Consider the following 19790-nt stretch of genomic DNA (forward strand, 5'->3'; position numbering starts at 1 on the left):
TTCCTTGTTCAACAACGCGCTGCCGCCATGATCAAAATCAGCCGCAATCAATCCTGCCCCTGCCGTTCTGGAAAAAAATACAAGCACTGCTGTCTGCCGATGCAGCAAGCAGGGCTGCCGCCGCCTGCTCCAGTGCGGCGGAGCCAAGTTTCCCTTCAGGGGGAGATTGAAAAAATTCAGGAAGCTGCCGCACGCTGCGAGGAGCAGTGCCGTGAACTGGGCGTGTTCATTTTTTTCAGCACCAAAAACGGCGACGCATGGTTTCTGGAAACCACAGAGCGCGATGCCGTGCAGGTAGCCGCAGCGGGCCAGCCTCTGCCGCCGCCGGTGCTGGAGAGTCAGGAGCTGATCGAAGTGGATTGGAGTCATGCCGTTACGCTGCGGCAGCGCAGACTTTTTCTGACCGATCACAAAAACGGCGAAGAAACCGAGCTGCTCGGCGCGCCGACCCTGCAGATCCGCGCGGCTTGGCGCAGAATCAGGAGGCACTATTCCGCCGAGCTGCTCAGGCAAGTGCATCTGCCGCCCGCCGGAGACGACTGATATGCGTCTTCAACTCATCCGTCTGCTGCCGTCCTTGCCGCTGCGGCCTTGACCGCAGTTCTCGCCCCGCTGCGCCAGAGCCGCCCTCGTTTAACAGCCTTGTGATTGTCTTTTCTGCCTGATGTACGGCAGCGACTGAGGAGTTTTGAGCAGGCAGACCGCTTTTTTCTTATCTGCCGGAAGAAAGCTGCTTGAACTTTGCGGCAGAAAATTGTATTATAACCTATCTTGGTACAATTTCTTGTACCAATCACCGTCGGCAGTCAAGCGGCGGTTCTGCCGGAGCTGCTCTTTCTTTCATGACCGAAGTGGAATGATCTCGCGCATCCTCAATCAGGCTGCATCGCACTGCCGCCGCCAGCAGGGCAAGTTGCCGGTGCGGCTGTCTGTCGGCAGAACCCTCCGAAAAAATAAAAAGCTGCTCATCTGTCTCACGCTGGTCATCCTTCTGGTCAACGCGACGTTCTTGGGGGTTATTTTTTATACCTTCAAGAAAGAGCTGTCCAGCTCGCTGCTTGATCAAGCGAAGCGGCACGAGGAGGAATTCAAGCTCAATTTGAAGATGGTGTACAGCAGCATGCTGCAGATGTCCACCTTGATCAGCAGCAGCAAATTCAGTCAGGCATTTTTGCTCGAAAGCAACAAAGCAGCCAATGCCTCGCCGACAGAGCCGAGCAGCATCAGCCAGCCGACAAGCGAAGAGGACGGCATCCTTCGCAAAACGTATCAATTTGGTCAGACAAAAGCAACGCACCTCCAGCCGGATGCCATGCAGAATTACACCTGGCAACGCGGCGTGCTGCCGCTTTGGGTGCTTGATCCGGCCAGCGGAGAAAAAGTGTATGTCGGCTCCTTGGAAATCAGCACCTCGTTCAAGGATATTGTCCCTCTGTACGCCAAACTTTTTCGCATTGATGCCGCCGCTCTGCTGAACAAGGATTATGTCCGCAGCAAGATGTGGACTGACCAGACGAAAAAATATTTTGAGGAGCACATTGATGCCAATCATTATATTGAAGTGACCAGCTCACGGGAGATGATGAATGAAATACTGGCGGAACTGTTCATCAGGAGCGATTACAAGGTGGACGATATTTCCCTGATGTATAAAAAATCCGCTTTCTATTCAGTGTATTATTTTCCGTTGCCGGATGCGCAGGAGAACGAGCTGGACGCTGTGCCGACGCTTCAGGCCGGGTTCATGCTGATCTGGGAGGATGTCACTGAGCAGGTGCGCCGGACCGCCAAAACCTTTGCAGTGTATGTCGGACTGTCTGCGTTAGGCTTTGTTCTGATTGAAATCGGCCTGATCTGGATGCTGAACCGGGAAAACCGGCTGTATGTGGCCGAGCAGTGCGCAGCGATTGACGAGCTGACCGGTCTCTACAACCGCCGCTATTTTGACGAGCTGCTGGAGAATGAGCTGCGCCGGGCTGACCTGCCCTTGTCGCTGATTATCTGCGATGTGGATTATTTTAAACGTTATAACGACACCTACGGCCATAAGGCCGGCGATGAGTGTTTGAAAAAAATAGCCGACAGCCTCAAAGGCCAAGCGCGGCGCAGCAGCGACTGCGTGGCCCGCTACGGCGGCGAGGAATTTGTCATTGTCCTGCCGCGCACGGATCTGCATTCGGCGGCGGACATCGCGGAAGGCGCACGGCGGGCGATAGTCAGCCTCGCCATCCCCCATATCAGCTCGGACATTGTGCCGGTGATCACAGTGACGCTGGGAGTGGCCTGCACCGCCAATCTGGCCGAATACGACAACCTGTTCGAGGCGGCAGACCGCAATCTCTATCTGGCCAAGAACAATGGCCGCAATCGGGTTGAGCCAAGCAAAGTTGTCCTTCCGCCGCGCCGAACCAGTTGAATTACCGCGTCAGTTCTCAATTCCTCCCAAACAGAGATATTTCATTTCCAGATACTCGTCAATCCCGTACTTCGAGCCTTCCCGCCCGATGCCGGATTCCTTGATGCCGCCGAACGGCGCGGATTCAGTGGACATGATGCCGGTGTTGATGCCGACCATGCCGTATTCCAAATTTTCCGCCACCCGCCAGCACTTGCCAATATCGCGGCTGTAGAAATAGGAGGCTAAACCGTAGGGCGTGTCGTTGGCCAAGGCCACCGCCTCTTCTTCCGTGGAAAATGCAAACAGCGGCGCGACCGGGCCGAAGGTTTCCTCCTGCGCGATGCGCATGGCGGGGGTCACGTCCAAGAGCACGGTCGGCTCGAAGAAAAAGCCTGCCCGTGCCGCCCGTTTTCCGCCGCAGCCCAAGCGTGCGCCTTTGTCGAGCGCGTCCTTGACCTGTGCCTCCATGCGCATGACCGCGTTGAGGTCAATCAGCGGCCCCTGCGTCACGCCTTCATCAAAGCCGCTGCCGACCTTGAGCTGCTCCTGCACCGCTTGAATCAGCCTCTCCGCGAATTTCTGATAAATGCCGCGCTGGATGATGAAGCGGTTGGCGCAGACACAGGTCTGGCCGGAGTTGCGGTATTTTGAGGCAATCGCTCCGGTCACCGCCTCATCCAGATCAGCATCGTCAAAAACGATGAAGGGCGCATGGCCGCCCAGCTCCAGCGAGACCTTTTTCACCGTGTCGGCGCATTGACGCATCAGGATTTTGCCCACCCGCGTCGAGCCGGTGAAACTCAGCTTGCGCACCGCCGGATTGGCGCACAGCTCGCCGCCGATTTCCTCCGCCGGGCCGGTGAGGACATTGAACACGCCGGGCGGAAAGCCCGCTTCCTCAGCCAGCGCGGCCAAGGCTAGGGCGGAAAAGGGAGTCTGAACAGCGGGCTTGACCACCACCGGGCAGCCTGCGGCCAAGGCTGGCGCGGCCTTGCGGGTGATCATTGAGGAGGGAAAATTCCACGGCGTGATCAAGGCGCTGACCCCAACCGGCTGCTTGAGCACAATGATCCGTTTGCCCGGCTGGGCCATTGGGATGGTGTCGCCGTACACCCGTTTGGCCTCTTCCGCGAACCACTCGACAAAGCTGGCCCCATACAGCACTTCGCCCTGCGCCTCAACCAGCGGCTTGCCCTGCTCCGCAGTCATGATCACCGCCAGATCGTGCATGTTCTCCACGATCAGCTCGTACCAGCGGCGGATGATCCGGCTGCGCTCGTGAGCAGTGCGATTTTTCCAGCCCGGCCAAGCAGCCTCGGCGGCGGCAATGGCTTGCCGGGTTTCTTCGCGGCTCAAGGACGGCACCGCGCCGAGCAGCCCGCCGTCAGCCGGATTATGCACCGCAATAGTTCGGCCTGCGACTGCGTCCGTCCAGCCGCCGCCGACAAAGCAGCGGCTGCGGAGCAGGCTCTTGTTGTTCAAGTTCATGAGCAATCTCAGATGATGAAAATATATGGTGATGGCGGGGCGGTCTGTTCTGCCCGCCGCCTGTCTCCTTTGGTATAACGTGACTTTTCCGGTTCAGCAACTGATTATCCAAGACGGGCGGGCAAAAATGCAGCCGATGATTTCCGTCTTGACTTGCCGGGCAATCCCTTTTAAGAATACGGCGGCGGCATGGAGCCGCCGTCCATCATTTTTTCGCGAGGCGGAACAGCCTGTCATGATTACTCTGCTTGATTACGGCGCAGGCAACGTGCGCTCGGTGGTGAATGCCCTTGAATCGTTGGGCGAGACCGTGGCGCGGGTCAATTCGCCAGAAGATATTCGCCGGGCCGAAAGGCTGGTTTTTCCCGGCGTGGGCAATTTCGGGGCGATGATGCGCAGCCTGCGCGAGCAGCAGCTTGCCGAGCCGCTGCTTGAACATCTTCGCGCCAACCGGCCTTTTTTCGGCATCTGTGTCGGCCTGCAAGCCCTCTTCGCCGCCTCTGAAGAAGCCCCGGAGGAACCGGGCCTCGGCTTTCTGCCGGGCCGGGTGCGCCGTTTTCAAGGAAATTTGCCCGTGCCGCATATCGGCTGGAACGGCATCAGGCCGCAGCAGGCATCGCGGCTGCTGCACGGCTTCACCGGCGAGGAAAAATTCTACTTCGTCCATTCGTATTACGCCGAGGCGGAGCAGCCCGACGATGTGCTGACCCTGACCGACTACGGCTGTCCCTTTGTCAGCGCGGTGCAGCGCGGCAATGTGATCGCCACTCAATTCCACCCGGAAAAAAGCGGCAAGGCTGGATTGCGCCTGTTGGAGAATTTCTTAGATTCCAGCAGGGGAAGCGTCAGCATCCGCACAGACCATCAGCCAACTAAGCTCGCCGCCCGGATCATCGCCTGCCTCGATGTGCGCTCGAATGACCACGGTGATTTGGTCGTCACCAAGGGTGACCAGTACGATGTGCGCGAGCAGGGCCAAGTGCGCAATCTCGGCAAGCCGGTTGCTTTGGCCAAGGACTATTACCAACAGGGTGCCGACGAAATCACCTTCCTCAATATCACGGCCTTCCGCGCTTTTCCGCTGCAAGACATGCCCATGCTCGCCGTGCTGGAGGAGACCTCCAAACAGGTCTTTGTGCCCCTGACCATCGGCGGCGGCATCCGCGATTTCAAGGATGAGAACGGCAAGTTTTATTCTGCATTAGAGGTGGCATCAGCGTATTTCCGCTCTGGCGCGGACAAGGTCTCGATTGGTTCTGATGCCGTGCTGATTGTGGAAGAAGCGCTGAAGAGCGGCAAGGCCACTGGCATGAGTTCCATTGAACAAATTGCCCGCGTCTATGGCAATCAGGCGGTGGTGATTTCGATTGATCCCCGCCGGGTGTATGTGAATTCGCCTGATGCCGTGCCGCATCAGGTCATTCCAACCAAATTTTCTGGGCCAAACGGTGAGCGATTCTGCTGGTATCAATGCACTGTTCGGGGCGGGCGTGAGGGGCGCGATGTAGATGCGGTGACGCTGGCCAAGGTCTGCGAGCAGCTTGGCGCAGGTGAAATCCTGCTCAACTGCATAGACCGCGACGGCACCAACGCGGGCTTTGATCTGGAACTGATTCAGGCGGTGAAACAGGCGGTGCGCATCCCGGTGATTGCCTCCAGCGGTGCAGGCTGCGCCGAGCATTTCCTTGAGGTCTTTCAGAAAACTGGCGCGGACGCGGCCTTGGCGGCAGGAATTTTCCACCGTAAAGAAGTGCCCATCGGCGCAGTCAAGCATCACCTGCGCGGAATGATTGAGGTGAGGGAGAGTTGACCGGCTCCGGGGCAGGCTGATTGAAGATGGTGCAGCGGTTTTTGCCTAAATCTTTGCTCTGGTACAGGGCACGGTCGGCCACTTTCATAATCTCAGTCAGTTCGTCGCCATGCACCGGGAAACAGGCTATGCCGCAGCTGACGGTGATATGCACTGTATGCCCCTCATAGACCAAGGGCGCGTCCTCAATCCGGCGGCGCAGCCGTTCCGCCACCTTCCACGCATCTTGGCAGGCGGTGTCTGGCAGGAAGGCGACAAATTCGTCGCCGCCGAAGCGGGCCAGCATGTCCTCCTCGCGCAGCTCAGAGCGCATGGTCTCGGAAATGAAAATGATCAGCATGGTGCCAGCATGATGGCCGAACATGTCATTGACCGCCTTCAAATTGTCCGCGTCAATCATCAGCACTGAGAATTTTCCTGAACGAATCAAGATGCGCTGGTACTCGCGCTGCATGAAAATCAGGAGCATTTTCATGTTCCACAAGCCGGTGAGCTGGTCTGTGCGCGAAAGTTGACGGATTTTTTCCTTAGTCACTTCAGCTTCCTGCGACAGCTTGGAAACAGCCCAAGCCAGCAGCCAGAGCAGCGTCACCCGGATCAACGGCTCGGAAAGATATTCGGTGTCCACCTTTAAGGCGGCTAAATTGCCGGAAAAGGCCTTGCGGTCTGCGGCAGCGAGCAATATCAGACAGACTGTGGCTGCCCCAGCCTGATGATAAACAGCTTTTGAACCAAGGGAGATGCCGGTGAGCAAGATGCTGATGAAAAAAAGGGATTGGAAGGGGCTGGAAAGAAAACCAGTCTGCCAGATGGCAGCGGCGGCAAAAAAGAGCAGCCCCCAGCTATCGAGCAGTAGATGCCACTCTGTGCCGCGATGCTCCCGCAGACCGTAGCGGGAAATCAAGGCGAAGAGCGTGAAACCAGTCAAGGTGCCGCTCAGGGTTGCAGGCTGCGGCATCTGCACGCAGGGAAGGCGGGTGCAGAGGAAAACGACGAGCAGCAGCAGAAATTGAAACCCAGAAAAAATGTTCTGGTGCGCAGCGCGTTCTTCGCGGTCAATTTCCTTGTGCTCATCTATCGACATCTGCCCGACCCGCTGGCCGCTGAGCAAGGTGTAGATCGGAGAGCTTTTTTCGTAAGATGCCATGCTGCCTCCCGCGCCTGCTGTAAAAAAATCTTTTCCAGGCAATGCGGAATGTTCGCCGTGATCCGACTGTGCCTCAGTCATGCCGTGCGCGAGTTATGTGCAGAAGGTGAAGATGCTTCCTTATTGTATCGGGACTAGAAAATTCAAAAATATCATCTTTCTCGCCGAAAAACAAGCTGAATTCTCAAAAAGCCGGAACAGCGGCGCGGCGCATTGCAAGAAAATGCTTGTCAAGCCTGTTGACAATATTTATTATTTGCATCAGGTGCGGATTTATCCATGTTTCCCAAGGAAGTTCAGGCGGGTGGAAAAATGTTTTTTCATTGTCTGTTCGGCGGCCAAGCTGAAGCACAGGCCGGGGCGCGGCCATTGTCAGAATGCTGCGCGTGCAGCCGGGTCAAAGTCTGCCGGATCAGCGGCGACCGGGCGGCCTGCGGCAGGATGGCCAGCATGGGCCTGCTGCCGGGCGCGGAGATGGAGCTGCTTTGTCCGGGCCGTGGCCGCAGGCGGCAGTGCATGGTCAAAGTCAACGGCGGCACACTCAGTCTGGACGAACTGACCGCTGCCAGCATCTTCGTCGAACCGACCTGAAATCATGCAGGAATTGCTTGTCGGTCTCATTGTTTTTGCGATTCTTGTCTGGTTCTGCTGCCGCCTGTTCCGCGCCTTCCGCAGCGGCGGCTGCGCGGGCGGTTGTTCCGCCTGCGGCAAAACAGACTGCGCTGCGGCGCAGCCAGAAGCTGAACGCCGGGACTGAGTTCTTTCCTTCCTCCGCAACCTCAACCGCAGAGCATTCCGGTGCACAGCCCTCTTCATATCGCCCTTGCCGGCAATCCCAACGCGGGCAAAACCACGCTTTTCAACCGCCTCACCGGCTCGCGGCAGCATGTCGGTAATTATCCCGGCGTGACCGTGGAGAAAAAGGAAGGCTCGCTCGTCCATGACGGCAATGAGCTGCGGATAGTTGATCTGCCCGGCACCTATTCCCTCACCGCCTATTCGGTCGAGGAGCTGGTGGCCCGCGATTATCTCGTCAACGAGCGGCCCGATGTGGTGGTCAACATTGTGGATGCGGTCAATCTGGAGCGCAACCTCTATCTGACCTGCCAGTTTCTTGAACTGGGAGTGCCCTTGGTCATCGCCCTGAACATGGTGGACGCGGCGGAGAAGCGGGGCATCAGCATCAACGCCGCTGAACTGAGCCGCCTGCTCGGCGCGCCGGTGCTGCCGATTGTCGCCCGCAGCGGCCAAGGCGTGGACGAGCTGTTGCAGGCGGTGGTCGCGGTCAGCCAGCAGCAGGAGCATCCGCCGACCCTGCTCCGCTACGGCTCGGACATTGACCAAGCCCTGCGCGATTTCGTCCCGCTGATTGAGGCAAGCAGCCTGCTGGCCGACATCTACCCGCCCCGCTGGACCGCCCTGAAAATTCTTGAGAACGACGAGCAGATTATCAGCCGGGTGATGCGGGCCGACGCGGCGCTGGGCCGCCAGCTGATCAGCCGCAGCGAGAATCTGAGCAAACATCTGCGCAACACCATTGACGCATACCCGGAAGCGGTGATCGCCGACCACCGCTACGGCTTCATCAAATCCATCATCCGCCAAGGCGTGGTGACGCGGGCCTTTGATGAAGACCGGCTTTACGCTTCCGATAAAATAGACAAAATCGTCACCCACCGGCTGCTGGGGCCGCTGCTGATGGCCGCCATCCTTTTTGGCCTCTACAGCTTCACCTTCGGCTGGTCAGGATTTTTTGTCGAGCTGCTCGAAGGTGTCTTTGAGGCTCTTGGCGGGCTGGCGGACGCATTCCTGCCAGACGGCCCGCTGAAGTCCATGCTCATCGCCGGAGTGATTGACGGCGCGGGCGGCGTGCTCGGCTTTGTCCCGATCATTATGTTCATGTTTTTCGGCATCGCTGTGCTGGAGGATTCCGGTTACTTAGCCCGCGTGGCTTTCATGATGGACCGGATTTTCCATATTTTCGGCCTGCACGGCTCCTCGGTCATGCCCTTCATCGTCTCCGGCGGCATTGCGGGCGGCTGCGCTGTGCCGGGCGTGTTCGCGGCCCGCACCCTTCGCTCGCCCAAGGAGCGGATGGCCACGCTGCTCACCGTGCCTTTCATGAACTGCGGGGCCAAGCTGCCGGTGCTGACCCTGATCATCGGAGCTTTTTTCGCTGATCACCAAGCCCTCTACATGTTCGCGGCCACGGTGGCAAGCTGGACTATGGCTCTGCTGGCAGCCAAGTTTCTCCGCCTGACTGTGCTGCGCGGCGAATCCACACCCTTTGTCATGGAGCTGCCGCCCTACCGCTTCCCAACCCTCCGGGGCCTGCTCACGCACACGTGGGAGCGCACGTGGCAGTACATGAAAAAGGCGGGCACCGTCATTCTCGGCATCTCCATTCTCCTCTGGGCGATGATGACCTATCCCGGTCTGCCAGCGGCGGAGGCGGAGAAATTCGCGGCCCGGCGGTCGGCGGCCTCTAATTCGGCAGAATTGATGCAGCAGATTGAGCGCGAGCAGGCCGAAGCCAGACTGCGCTCGTCTGTGGCCGGGCGGATCGGCATAGCTTTGGAGCCGCTCAGTCAATGGGCTGGCTTTGACTGGCGGGCCAACATCGCCTTGGTCGGCGGTTTCGCGGCCAAAGAGGTGATTGTCTCCACCCTCGGCACCGCCTATTCCCTCGGCGAGACGAACCCGGAAGAGGCGGCCCCGCTCAAGGAACGGCTGAAGGCCGACCCGCGCTGGACTCCGGCGGCGGCTTTAGCCTTTCTCGCCTTCATCATGTGCTACGCGCCCTGCTTCGTCACCGCCGTGGCCATCGCCAAAGAAAGCGGCTCGTGGAAATGGGCGGCCTTCTCCATCGCCTTCAATACGCTGATCGCTTACAGCCTCGCTGTGCTGATTTTTCAGGCCGGGCGGATATTGGGCTGAGGTTGGCTTCCGGTGGTAATAATCATGCAGATCAATAAAACAAAAACGATCATTGACAGATATCCAAACAGATGCGGCCAAGTTTTCAATGCTTCTCGAAAACGACCATATTTTTCCGGCTAATGCAGACAATAAGTGATCCGATATGATTCTTCATATTTTTAGAAAATGAAAGCGTTTTTCTTCCAAGATGTGAAACTCGCTGCCGCAAAGTAAGATTGAACCGTTCGATATGACTTGTCTTTCCGCTGTCCTTTCCGGCGGAAAAATGTCTGCCTTGAGGAAGAATTTCTTTATATGCTGACCATAAATCAGTATGAAACACAGCATTTTTCTGTATGATTCTGGAAGTGATTCGAAGGGCCAAGAGCGCCTTCCGCGTCTCTGCGTCCGGCATATGCTCCGTCAATTTTTTTCGAATCTCTGTCAATCGCAATCCATATCCAATTTTTTTTCTTCTTTGACACGGCAAACGACCATATTTCATGGAATTGCAGAATCAGATATCTTTTTTAAAAACATCTTCTGTCTGTTTCGGAACATCTTCATATTTTTTGTTTAATCCCCGTGATTCTCGAAATTCCTGTTGATGAAATATTTTCAAAGAGCAGCTTGTCAACTGAATTCCATGGCCTCCTGCGGAATTATTTTATTTGACGGGTTCTCAACAAACTGACGGCGGCATTCCTTGCAGGAAAATTTCGGTTTTCCATTATGGATGGAGCCGTTTTTTATGACCTTCTCAGAGCCGCAGATAGGACAGGATAGCATTTTTGCTCTCCTTGACAACGGTTTGTTTTTACGTGATTACAACAAAGTCCGGCGGAAATTTCCAGCGCAGGAATCAAGTGCACCACTACGCCTTGAGGATTACCCTATTCTGAAGGTATGCTTGGATATTTTCAAGCATTATCAGCTATGAACGCGGACTTTGATGGAAAAAGTAGGAAATATAACAGAAAATACAAAAACGAAGAACGCGATACTTCTTCACTGATTGGCTGGTGGGCGAGGCGGGATTCGAACCCGCGACCTTTGGCTTCGGAGGCCAACACTCTATCCATCTGAGCTACCCGCCCACGGGTGAGGGTAGATGCGGCGGCACGGCGGCCTTGGCATCTACGGCGATAATATAGTATCATTCAGCTGACTGTGCAAACAAAAAACTGCGCAGCGGCAGGAATTCTCCCTTCGCCGCCGCTTCAGCCGCCTCAGCCCCCGAATGCCGAATGGTGAAAAAACGCCTGCTTGAACTTGCTTTGGTAAGCCTCTTCCTGCTGCTGGCCAGCGCAGTGCTCTGGCTGACCGATGCCGACCGTCTTGTTTTCTCTGTCGTGCCGCGCAATCTCACCATCGCTGCGGTGCTGCCCGCCTCAAGCTGGGCTTGGCCGCAGGGCAATGTCTTTCCTTGGAACACCCTCTACCGCTGGGCGGGAGTGCCAGCCGCCCTTATTGGCAGCGCAGCCTTCCTGCTCTTCCTGCTCGGTTTTGTCAAGCAGCGGTGCGCACAGTGGCGCAGGCAGGCGGCTTTTGTCCTGCTGTGCCTCGCCCTTGGCCCCGGCTTGACCGTCAACTTCCTGTTCAAGGAGCAGTACGGGCGGGCGCGGCCCAGAGAAGTTGTTGAATTCGGCGGCAGCGAGCAGTTCACCCCATTCTGGCAGCCGGGCCAAGCTGGCAGCAACAGCTCGTTTCCCTCTGGTCATGCCGCCATCGCCTTCGCGGTCATGATTCCGTGGTTTGCGCTGCGGGAGTGGCGGCGGCGGGCGGCGGCGGGCTTTCTTGCCGCAGGGCTGCTCTTCGGCTCCTTGGTCGGTATTGCCCGCATCCTCCAGGGCGGCCATTTTCCCAGCGACATTCTCTGGGCAGGCGGGCTGATTTATCTCATAGGCGGCCTGCTCGCTCTCCTGATGAAAATGGACAGCATTGCTGAGAGCGAAAACATCGCGCCACAGGCTGAAGGACGGAGCATCAAGCAGATGCCGTCATGCTCACTCTATTGCGCTCCCGAAGAGGCAAGGCAATGAACACCACCTGGTTGCGACCGCGTATAATTTTTCTCCGCTGCGGGCTGCTGGCACCGCGCCAGACTCGCCTTCTGACCGCCCTCCCTGACCACAGGAAATAATTCCAGCGTGATGCTGAAAGGCGAGACCGGCGGCAGAGTAAAAATCGGCTCTTTGTCCGCTGCCAGTGCGGCAGCAGGCCAGCCCGCTTCGCAGCCGCTTTCTCTTTTGGCCCAGCCGCACGGCAGGTGCTGCGCGATCTTGCCCCGGAACTGGCGCGGGCCGCAGCGGAATGCTGTCAACAATGGCGCGGCCCCGGCAGAAATACTTGCCGTCCTTGTCCGCAAAGGCGATCAGGAAAAAATCTGGGCCGGGCTGAAAGCGCTGCGCGGTACCGGGGTTGACCGGATGAGTGTGCGCAAGCGGCGCAGCTCTTCGTCATTGCGTGGAACGATGCAGGGCGGCATGGTGAAAAAACAGAAAAAAGAAAAAAAGCGGTGAAACAATCAGGCAGACTGAGTAATCTGAGTAATATCGCATTACGTTCATTGGTGGTGGGCCAAACCAGTTGATAGGTACATTCTGTTTCTTTGATAACAGATAGTTATCGCTTGCGGCCAACGGATTTCACCCACTACCCGTTCATTTCAGTCACCTTTTGCCGTCACCTAACCCATGCAACAGATTCTTCATGCAGTATTTCTGGCCTGTAGTGTATTTTTCTTTTTTTCCTCATCCAACCTGCTAGCTGCTCCTCCACGAACTGTTGTTTGTCCTTCTGACCAAGAACTGCTCCAATTTTTGGAATCCGAGCAAAAGCCTTCCGCGTCTTTGTTGCCACCGTCGGTCAGCATCGCCGAAGGTTTTACGCCCGGAACAACAGAAAAGGCAGGCGCAATTGAAAATGTGCAAGGCGCAGTGTTGGTCATACATCAGGGCGGGACTTCTGCTTATCGGCTGAAGCAAAATTTGCCGATTTTTAATGGCGATACATTAATTACTGCGCCGACCAGCCGTGTCACCATGCGGCTGACGGATGACAGCCAGCTCACCCTTACCGCCAATTCAAAGCTAGTGATTGATCAAGCGGTTTATCAATCTGAAACCGGGCATCGAGATACGAAACTGCAACTTTTGCTGGGGCGGCTGCGCACCATCGTGTCAAAAGTGACCGGCCCCAGCTCTTTCCGCATCAAAACCCCAAATGTGGTGGCGGGAGTGCGTGGTACAGATTTTCTGCTTGCAGTAGGCCCTTCGTTGCATTCACCGTCCGATTTGATGACTGTTTTGTTGACGGGCGGAGGAGGCTCGCGGGTGGAGCTGATTGGCGACACTGGAAATTCTGTGCTGGTCGGGCCGTTGTCTATCGCCAGCGCTGCTTTGGACTGCGGAGTTTGCCCATCACTGCAAATCGGCAACTCCACGTTGAACATGCTTCATAATCTTGCCCCTGAGCTTGATTTCAAAGGATTTTGGCAGGTGCAGCTTTTTCTGGATGATGGGAAAAAATTGAAAGCCGATCCGACCTATCAACTCAAGGAATTGATCAATAAACCTGATGAAAACGACAAAATTGTCAGCCCTCATGCTCCATGAGCTGCCTTTCGCCGTTTGACCGCTGAAATGTTTTCTGCTGTTTGGAAAAAATGCATTTCAGGCGGACACCTGCTGCATATTGTCGGCGGGATTATTTCGCTTTTCTTGGCAGCTCTGGTGTTGTCGAAGTCGTCGCTGCTGCACGATATGCGCCTAAAAAACTTTGATCTGCTGATTGAGCAGATGCCCGCCCCGCTGGCCGAGCCGCCGGTGGTGATTGTGGACATTGACCAGCAAAGCCTTGTCACGCTGGGCCAATGGCCTTGGCCGCGCAGCCGGACGGCGGAGCTGATTAACAAGATCGCCGCTGCCCGCCCGGCGGTGATCGGGCTGGATATAGTTTTTGCTGAACCGGACGGCACTTCGCCCACTCAGTTCGTTAAAAACTACGGTGCGGCCATGCCACCGGACGTGCAACGTTATTTGAACGGCCTGCCTGACCATGACCAGCTGCTGGCCGGAGTTTTGGCGGCCAGCCCAGTTCCGGTTGTTGTCGGCCATCTCTTTGCCAACCGCGCAGATTCCAGCAGCCCTGTTTTTCCGTTGCGCACAGGCAGCCTTCTTTTGCGCGGGCCTGATCCAACCCGGCGGCTGCACAGCTTCAGTCATGCCGATGTCAATCTGCCCTTGCTGGAAGAGGCGGCGCGAGGAAGCGGATTTTTCAACATTATTCCCGATCAGGACGCCATCACCCGCCGCCTGCCCCTGCTGATAAAAACACCGGGTGAGCTGAACCTGTACCCCAGTTTGGTGTTGGCCATGCTCCAAGCGGCTGCGGCGGAAGGCAGTCCGGCACTTGTTGAAAGCAATGAGCACGGAATTCGGGAGGTGCAGGTTGGGCCATATCGGATTCCGACAACCGAGCGGGGCGAGCTGCTGATCAATTTCAGCCGCCAGCCGCCGGAGATGGACAACGCGATTGAGCCAAACCGCGTGTCAAAATTGTTCGGCGTGTTACTCAGGAACGTGTTGAGCTGCTTTGTCAATGCGATGAACTGGCTGAATTTTCTGCAAGCTCCTTCAAACAGCCAAGAAAAGCAGGCGGAACAATTCCGCTATGTTTCAGCCGCTGCAATTTTTGCAGGCCGCAGTCTGAACGAGTTACGCAAAGCCTATGTCCTTGTCGGCACGTCCGCCCCTGGTCTTTTTGACCAGGTCGCTGTGCCGGTAAAAATGAAATTTTTTCCTGGGGTGGAGCTGCACGGCCAAGCCCTCAACACCATTCTGACGGGCAGTTTTCTTCAGCGATCGCAATGGGTCGAGGGGCTGGATATTCTCCAGCTCCTGTGTATCAGCCTGCTGCTGATCATTTTCCTGCCCAGAATCGGGGCAGCGCAAGGCTTTCTCCTCGCCGTTGCCGCCGCCTGCGGCAGCATTGTTTTTTCAATCTGGAATTTCCGTGCCAATCATCTGCTGGTGGACATGGTCACGCCGACGCTCGCATCCGGCTTGCTGTACACTGTTCTGACTTCACTGAATTATTTCACTGAAAAGCGGAAAAATGCCTGGCTCTATTCCGCCTTCACCCAATATCTGGCTCCGGCGGTGGTGAAAGAGCTGGTGAAAAACAAAAACCACCTTGTCCTCAGCGGCGAGGAGCGGGTGTTGAGCGTCCTGTTTTCCGACATCCGTGGCTTTACCAGCATGTCGGAGAAGATGCGGCCAGATGCCCTCTGCTCGTTCCTCAACGAATATCTGACACCGATGACTGCAGCGGTCATGGACCGGCGCGGCACGGTGGACAAATTCATCGGCGACGCGCTGATGGCCTTCTGGAATGCGCCGCTGGCCACGCCGGGGCATGTCCGGCAGGCCTGCGAATGCGCCCTTGACATGCTGTGCGAGCTGGAAAAATTGAACAAAGACTGGCTGCGGCGCGGCCTGCCCTCAATCCGCATCGGCATCGGCATCCACTGCGGCTTGGCGCGGGTCGGCAATATGGGATCGCGGCAGCGGTTTCAATATACCGTCATCGGCGACATGGTCAATCTTGCCTCGCGCTTGGAGGGGCTGACGAAACACTACGGCGTGGACATCATTGTCAGTGGGGCAGTGCATGAGACCGTGGATGTGGATATCGGCCATCATTTTATCTTCCGCCAGATTGACACTGTGCGGGTGGTAGGAAAAAGCGAACCGGTGGCCATCTACCAGCTCCTCAATGCCGACAACTGCCTTGATCGGGCCGAAGAAATGGAGATGTACAGCAGTGCCTTCGACCTATACAGCTTTGGCAATTTTACCGCCGCCCTGCCGCTTTTTCAAGCCTTGACCAAGCTTGATCCCAGCTCGAAGCTCTATGCCCTGCACGCTGCGCGCTGCCGCAATCTGCTGGAGAATCCGCCCGCGCACTGGGATTGGATCACAGACATGCGGAGCAAATGACCCTTCATATTCCCGCCGCGATCATGCGGATAATGTCGGACTTGCCGATCACGCCAATTAATTGCCCGTCGGCATCCAGTACTGGCAGAGTGTGAATTTTCTTCTCCGCCATCAAGGTCGCTACTTCCTCCAGCGGCGTGTCCTGCTGCACCGTGACCGGCTTGCGGGTGCAAATGTCCCCTGCTGTGGTTCCGGCCATTTTCTTCAGCTCCTGCTCCATCTTGTCCGGCGCTTCCAGAAAAATGAAGGAATCAAGAATCGCCAGCGCGGTGGGAATATGGACTTTTTTGTTCTGAAAAATTAAATCGCTTTCCGTGACCACGCCGATCAATTGGCCTGCGCCGTCCACAACCGGCGCGCCGCTGATGCGGTTGTCAGCAAGAGTGCGGGCCAGCTCGCGCACAGGGGTGTCCGGGGTGACGGCGATGACATTGGCAGTCATCAAATCTTTTGCGGTCAGCATCGTGTTCCTCGTTAAGTAAGCTGCATGAAGGCCAGCGGCAATGCCGCAGCCACTTCGGAGGCAGTGTAGCCCAAGCGGCGTTTTTCGGCAAGCAGATCAGCGGCCAAGCCATGTAGAAAGACTCCGGCTGCCGCCGCGTCCCAAAGCGGTGCGCCTTGAGCGAGCAGGCCGCCAATCAGACCGGCCAGCACATCGCCCATGCCGCCGACCGCCATGCCGCTGTTGCCGCTGCTGTTGACTGCCCAGCGGCCTTTTGTGGAGCGAAGCACGGTGCCCGCGCCTTTCAGCACGGTGATGATTTCATGTCCATCCTTAATCTGCTTTGCCGCCAGCCAATCCGCCGCGTGCAGCCGGTCTTGCTGAATTGCGCCGACGCTCAAACCGGCGAGACGGGCCATTTCACCGGGATGCGGGGTGAGAATGCGCGGCGCGGCGGCATCCGCAATGCAGTTCGGCTCCAAAGCCAGCAAGTTGAGGGCATCCGCATCCAAGAGCATGGGCATGGGCATGGGCAGTTCCTGATGCAGCCGCAGCACCAGCCTGCCGGTTTCTTCAGCCATGCCGAGGCCAGGGCCAAGGACTGCCGCAGCCTTGCCTGCCATCAGGATGCGGATGAATTTATAATCCGCCACAGACAGGCACTTATCTGAATTCGGCAGCGGCACTGTCATCGCTTCCGGCAGGGCAGTTGCAAAAATTGCATTCAGAGCCTTCGGCACAGCCAGCGTCACCAAGCCGCAGCCGCTGCGCAAGGCCGCCTGCGCCGCCAGCAAGGCCGCGCCAGTTTTGCCTTCAGAGCCAGCGAGAATCAACAGATGGCCGAAGGTGCCTTTATGTCCGGCTTTGGGCCGCTGCCGAAGCAGGGGTGCGACGCTCTGCCGGTTGAGCAAAACGCCCGGCAGCTTCGCCGCTGCAACCGCCTGCGGCGGAATGCCGATATCCGCCACCGCAAGCGTGCCGACCGCCTCGCCGCCATGCAGAAAATGGCCGGGCTTGGGCAGGCCAAAGGTTATGGTCAGATCAGCCTGCACCGCACAGCCCAGCGGCATTCCGGTCCGCCCGCAGAGACCGGAAGGGATGTCCGCCGCCGCGACAGGCCAGCCGTGCCGCTGCCGCAATTCGTTGATAAAGCGCACTGTGGCGGCGCAGCGTCCCTCCAAAGGCCGGGCCAAACCGGTGCCGAAGAGTGCGTCCACCAGACTGTGCATCGGGCGGTCGCAATGCAGCCGCCCGATGCGCTCCGCGAGCTGCGGCAGTTCGTTTTCTTGGTGGATGACGCAGCTCGGCAGCTTCAGGTTGCCGCAGATGGCCGCATTGACTGCCGCATCGCCGCGCAGCTTCTCCGGCTCAACCAAAAAAATCAAAAAGGGCGAACCGCCGCGCTGATGCACATGCCGGGCGATCACCAAACCGTCGCCGCCGTTGTTGCCCGGCCCAATGAAAACACAGACTGTTTTGCCCGCAACCGGGCCGAACTGCGCCTCCATTTGATCCGCAGCGGCACGACCCGCATTCTCCATCAGCACAAGGCCGGGAATGCCGAAATCTTCCATCGAGGCCCGGTCAAGGGCCTGCATCTGCTCCGGTGTGGCAAGGTTCATGGCCGCTTTTGGTTATATTTTATTGTTCAACAATGCCAACTTTTCCATCTTTTCTGATATCAGGTATTTTTTCAAGTATGCACTCACAATTATCTGCCGGTATCAATTCTATTTCTACCAAATCTCCAGCTTTAATATTTTCATATTTATTGCATATTTTTAGTTTAACCTTTGTGAATGTACGTGATAATTTTGGAATAGTTATATTTGTTTCAAACAAATATATTTGTTCATGTTCTGATTGTTCATGTTTGAATAAAAAATATATATCCTCAGTATTGCAACGGTTTAATAATTCTGCAGAATAATCATTTACCTCCAAATTTGCACGTAACGTACCGTCAAAAGAAAATCTATGGCCTATTTTTGACAGGACTCCATGAATTTCTTTTATTTTTAGGTACAAATCATGCGTTAGCTTAAAATAACTATTATAATAAATCTGGCATATTATTTTTCTTGATATATCTCTTGTCATTCTGATAAAATCAAAATAAACAAATTGGCTAAATAATGACAAATTGTCATCATGCAAGAATGACAAGATAACTGTTTTTTCTCTTTCTTCAGTGATATTTAATGTCCAATTATTATTTAATTTACGATAAAAATCGTAAATTCGATCAAAGTATTCCAGGGATCTCAATTCTTTTTGTTCCCATATATTGTAATTCACATCAAGTTCTGCTTTAGCGGTATTATCTGGGTAAATCCTAATGCTCATTGAGAGCATATCATTTAATCCTTTTGATTTTATAGTTATTGATTCAGTTCCATAAATAGCATACCCATGTAAGTCGCAAAAAAACGATTCTGTTTTCAAATCAGGTGATATCGTTTTAATGTTAAGATTAATAGCTTTTTTTTCTAAATTCTCAAACCTGAAAAAACCATCTAAGTTTAAGACTTCTATCATTTTTTCTACTATTGGTAACCCTTTAAGTTTAACAGATTTACTGCTAAGGATAATATCCTCTCCGTGTTTTATTAATTTATCGAATTGTTCGGTAAAATATTTTTCGTGAGAATCCTTTGCTGATATTTTAAAGTTAACAATTTCATTCGGATAAACAGCATAACCAGTTTTTCCCTTATCATAACTCGTTTCGACAGTAAATCTTGGATCTATTTTTTCCCAATAACTCGATTCTGCCTTGATTGCATTTGGCACTAAGTTAGGAAGAAAAACCGCTGTCTGTCCAGTTGCAGCAGCAACCAAAGTATTCACCGCTTCCTGTTGAGATTCCTGTTCAGTCAGGAGCTTCCTTCCTTGTTCACGCTTTGCGCTCTCTTCCGCCTTTCTTTTCCACTCATGCAGCAATGCTACAGTGTATGTTTTTTCATCTTTATCAATTTTGTCAGCACAATTTGCACATAACCAGATTCCATTTGTTATGGCTCGTCTTTCGTCAGGCTTTAATGCCTTATTGTAACGCGGGCCTCCTTCTGCTGCCGCTGTGATGTGCGCAGCTTCGCCGATGCTGTTTACTTTTTCCGGCCCTTCATCAGACGGTGCATCAGTTGGGACACGGCAATCAGGATTTGAACATCTGTTTCCTGCTCTTCTTCGTAACGCAGTTATTGTTTTTGGAGAAAAATCATCTCTGTTGTTCTTTTTTTCAGTCATGATCTTTTGTTACAAGGATATATAACTGCGATTATTCTTCCACCTCAAACCCGCTCGCCCAAGAAATCAGCAGCGCAGCTAAAGCAAAATCATCGAGCACACCAATAACCGGCAGCCATTCAGGAATGATATCCCACGGCGAAATGATGTAGGCCAAGCCCAGCGCAAGGATCAGCTTGACGTGGCGCGGCGTATTTTTTGCCCGGAATACCGCCCAAGCATGTTTTGCCATCAAAATGGCGCGGGTGAAAGGATTAAGCTGTTTTGTTGCCATTGCCGCTTTCTCTATCTATGATTTTTTTCAATACAGATTGGCAAGCCCAAATAAGACAGGG

The 19790-nt window shown here is 55.2% G+C and carries 16 protein-coding genes, 1 tRNA gene and 1 pseudogene; 10 read left to right on the forward strand and 8 right to left on the reverse strand.

Annotated features, from left to right (window positions below; all coding sequences use genetic code 11):
- Positions 1-27: 27 nt before the first annotated feature.
- Both ACNKH6_RS09885 and ACNKH6_RS09890 read left to right on the forward strand, forming a co-directional pair.
- A complete protein-coding gene (locus ACNKH6_RS09885; protein ID WP_417915394.1) occupies positions 28-543 on the forward strand; it encodes an SEC-C metal-binding domain-containing protein in 516 nt (171 codons plus the stop codon).
- A 313-nt stretch (positions 544-856) separates the two neighbouring features.
- Positions 857-2416 (forward strand): diguanylate cyclase, encoded by a 1560-nt coding sequence (locus tag ACNKH6_RS09890; protein WP_417915395.1) that lies wholly within the window; start codon positions 857-859, stop codon positions 2414-2416.
- Positions 2417-2425: 9 nt separating this feature from the next.
- On the opposite strand, the gene ACNKH6_RS09895 is transcribed toward ACNKH6_RS09890, so the two are convergent.
- On the reverse strand, positions 2426-3886 hold the full coding sequence (locus ACNKH6_RS09895; RefSeq protein WP_417915396.1) for an NAD-dependent succinate-semialdehyde dehydrogenase: 1461 nt from the start codon (positions 3884-3886) through the stop codon (positions 2426-2428).
- 235 nt (positions 3887-4121) lie between these two features.
- Between ACNKH6_RS09895 and hisF the strand changes: the two genes are divergently transcribed.
- Positions 4122-5696 carry an imidazole glycerol phosphate synthase subunit HisF gene (gene hisF, locus ACNKH6_RS09900; RefSeq protein ID WP_417915397.1) on the forward strand — a complete coding sequence of 525 codons (1575 nt, stop codon included), beginning with the start codon at positions 4122-4124 and terminating at the stop codon, positions 5694-5696.
- Here the strand turns inward: hisF and ACNKH6_RS09905 are convergent.
- Positions 5653-6843 carry a GGDEF domain-containing protein gene (locus ACNKH6_RS09905; RefSeq protein WP_417915398.1) on the reverse strand — a complete coding sequence of 397 codons (1191 nt, stop codon included), beginning with the start codon at positions 6841-6843 and terminating at the stop codon, positions 5653-5655. The genes hisF and ACNKH6_RS09905 overlap by 44 nt on opposite strands.
- Positions 6844-7155: 312 nt before the next feature.
- Here ACNKH6_RS09905 and ACNKH6_RS09910 point away from each other — a divergent pair, with 312 nt between their 5' ends.
- The 3 genes from ACNKH6_RS09910 to feoB are packed head-to-tail and all read left to right on the forward strand — an operon-like array spanning position 7156 to position 9780.
- Positions 7156-7434 carry a FeoA family protein gene (locus ACNKH6_RS09910; protein ID WP_417915399.1) on the forward strand — a complete coding sequence of 93 codons (279 nt, stop codon included), beginning with the start codon at positions 7156-7158 and terminating at the stop codon, positions 7432-7434.
- A gap of 4 nt (positions 7435-7438) precedes the next feature.
- Positions 7439-7600 carry a FeoB-associated Cys-rich membrane protein gene (locus ACNKH6_RS09915; RefSeq protein ID WP_417915400.1) on the forward strand — a complete coding sequence of 54 codons (162 nt, stop codon included), beginning with the start codon at positions 7439-7441 and terminating at the stop codon, positions 7598-7600.
- A 41-nt stretch (positions 7601-7641) separates the two neighbouring features.
- Positions 7642-9780 carry a ferrous iron transport protein B gene (gene feoB / locus ACNKH6_RS09920; RefSeq protein ID WP_417915401.1) on the forward strand — a complete coding sequence of 713 codons (2139 nt, stop codon included), beginning with the start codon at positions 7642-7644 and terminating at the stop codon, positions 9778-9780.
- Between the two features lie 85 nt (positions 9781-9865).
- On the opposite strand, the pseudogene ACNKH6_RS09925 reads toward feoB, so the two are convergent.
- Both ACNKH6_RS09925 and ACNKH6_RS09930 read right to left on the reverse strand, forming a co-directional pair.
- Positions 9866-10551, reverse strand: a pseudogene (locus ACNKH6_RS09925) (IS1 family transposase).
- A 231-nt stretch (positions 10552-10782) separates the two neighbouring features.
- A tRNA-Arg gene (locus ACNKH6_RS09930) sits at positions 10783-10859 on the reverse strand.
- Positions 10860-11009: 150 nt separating this feature from the next.
- Here ACNKH6_RS09930 and ACNKH6_RS09935 point away from each other — a divergent pair.
- The 4 genes from ACNKH6_RS09935 (at position 11010) to ACNKH6_RS09950 (ending at position 15764) form a co-directional block, all read left to right on the forward strand.
- Complete coding sequence (locus ACNKH6_RS09935; RefSeq protein ID WP_417915402.1) at positions 11010-11804, forward strand: phosphatase PAP2 family protein; 795 nt, start codon at positions 11010-11012, stop codon at positions 11802-11804.
- Positions 11805-11912: 108 nt separating this feature from the next.
- A complete protein-coding gene (locus ACNKH6_RS09940) occupies positions 11913-12284 on the forward strand; it encodes a hypothetical protein (RefSeq protein WP_417915403.1) in 372 nt (123 codons plus the stop codon).
- Positions 12285-12458: 174 nt separating this feature from the next.
- The gene (locus ACNKH6_RS09945) at positions 12459-13379 is read left to right on the forward strand and encodes a FecR family protein (protein WP_417915404.1); all 921 of its coding nucleotides are present in this window, start codon (positions 12459-12461) and stop codon (positions 13377-13379) included.
- 27 nt (positions 13380-13406) lie between these two features.
- On the forward strand, positions 13407-15764 hold the full coding sequence (locus ACNKH6_RS09950) for a CHASE2 domain-containing protein (RefSeq protein ID WP_417915405.1): 2358 nt from the start codon (positions 13407-13409) through the stop codon (positions 15762-15764).
- A gap of 4 nt (positions 15765-15768) precedes the next feature.
- Here the strand turns inward: ACNKH6_RS09950 and ACNKH6_RS09955 are convergent, their stop codons facing one another.
- The 4 genes from ACNKH6_RS09955 to ACNKH6_RS09970 are packed head-to-tail and all read right to left on the reverse strand — an operon-like array spanning position 15769 to position 19729.
- The gene (locus tag ACNKH6_RS09955; RefSeq protein ID WP_417915406.1) at positions 15769-16227 is read right to left on the reverse strand and encodes a CBS domain-containing protein; all 459 of its coding nucleotides are present in this window, start codon (positions 16225-16227) and stop codon (positions 15769-15771) included.
- A gap of 11 nt (positions 16228-16238) precedes the next feature.
- Positions 16239-17828, reverse strand: coding sequence for an NAD(P)H-hydrate dehydratase (locus ACNKH6_RS09960; RefSeq protein WP_417915407.1), 1590 nt, complete (start codon positions 17826-17828; stop codon positions 16239-16241).
- Positions 17829-17847: 19 nt separating this feature from the next.
- A complete protein-coding gene (locus ACNKH6_RS09965; protein ID WP_417915408.1) occupies positions 17848-19455 on the reverse strand; it encodes a hypothetical protein in 1608 nt (535 codons plus the stop codon).
- A 31-nt stretch (positions 19456-19486) separates the two neighbouring features.
- The gene (locus ACNKH6_RS09970; RefSeq protein WP_417915409.1) at positions 19487-19729 is read right to left on the reverse strand and encodes a YkvA family protein; all 243 of its coding nucleotides are present in this window, start codon (positions 19727-19729) and stop codon (positions 19487-19489) included.
- Positions 19730-19790: the final 61 nt, after the last annotated feature.

The organism is Candidatus Electronema sp. JM, from assembly GCF_048287415.1.
Lineage (GTDB): Bacteria > Desulfobacterota > Desulfobulbia > Desulfobulbales > Desulfobulbaceae > Electronema.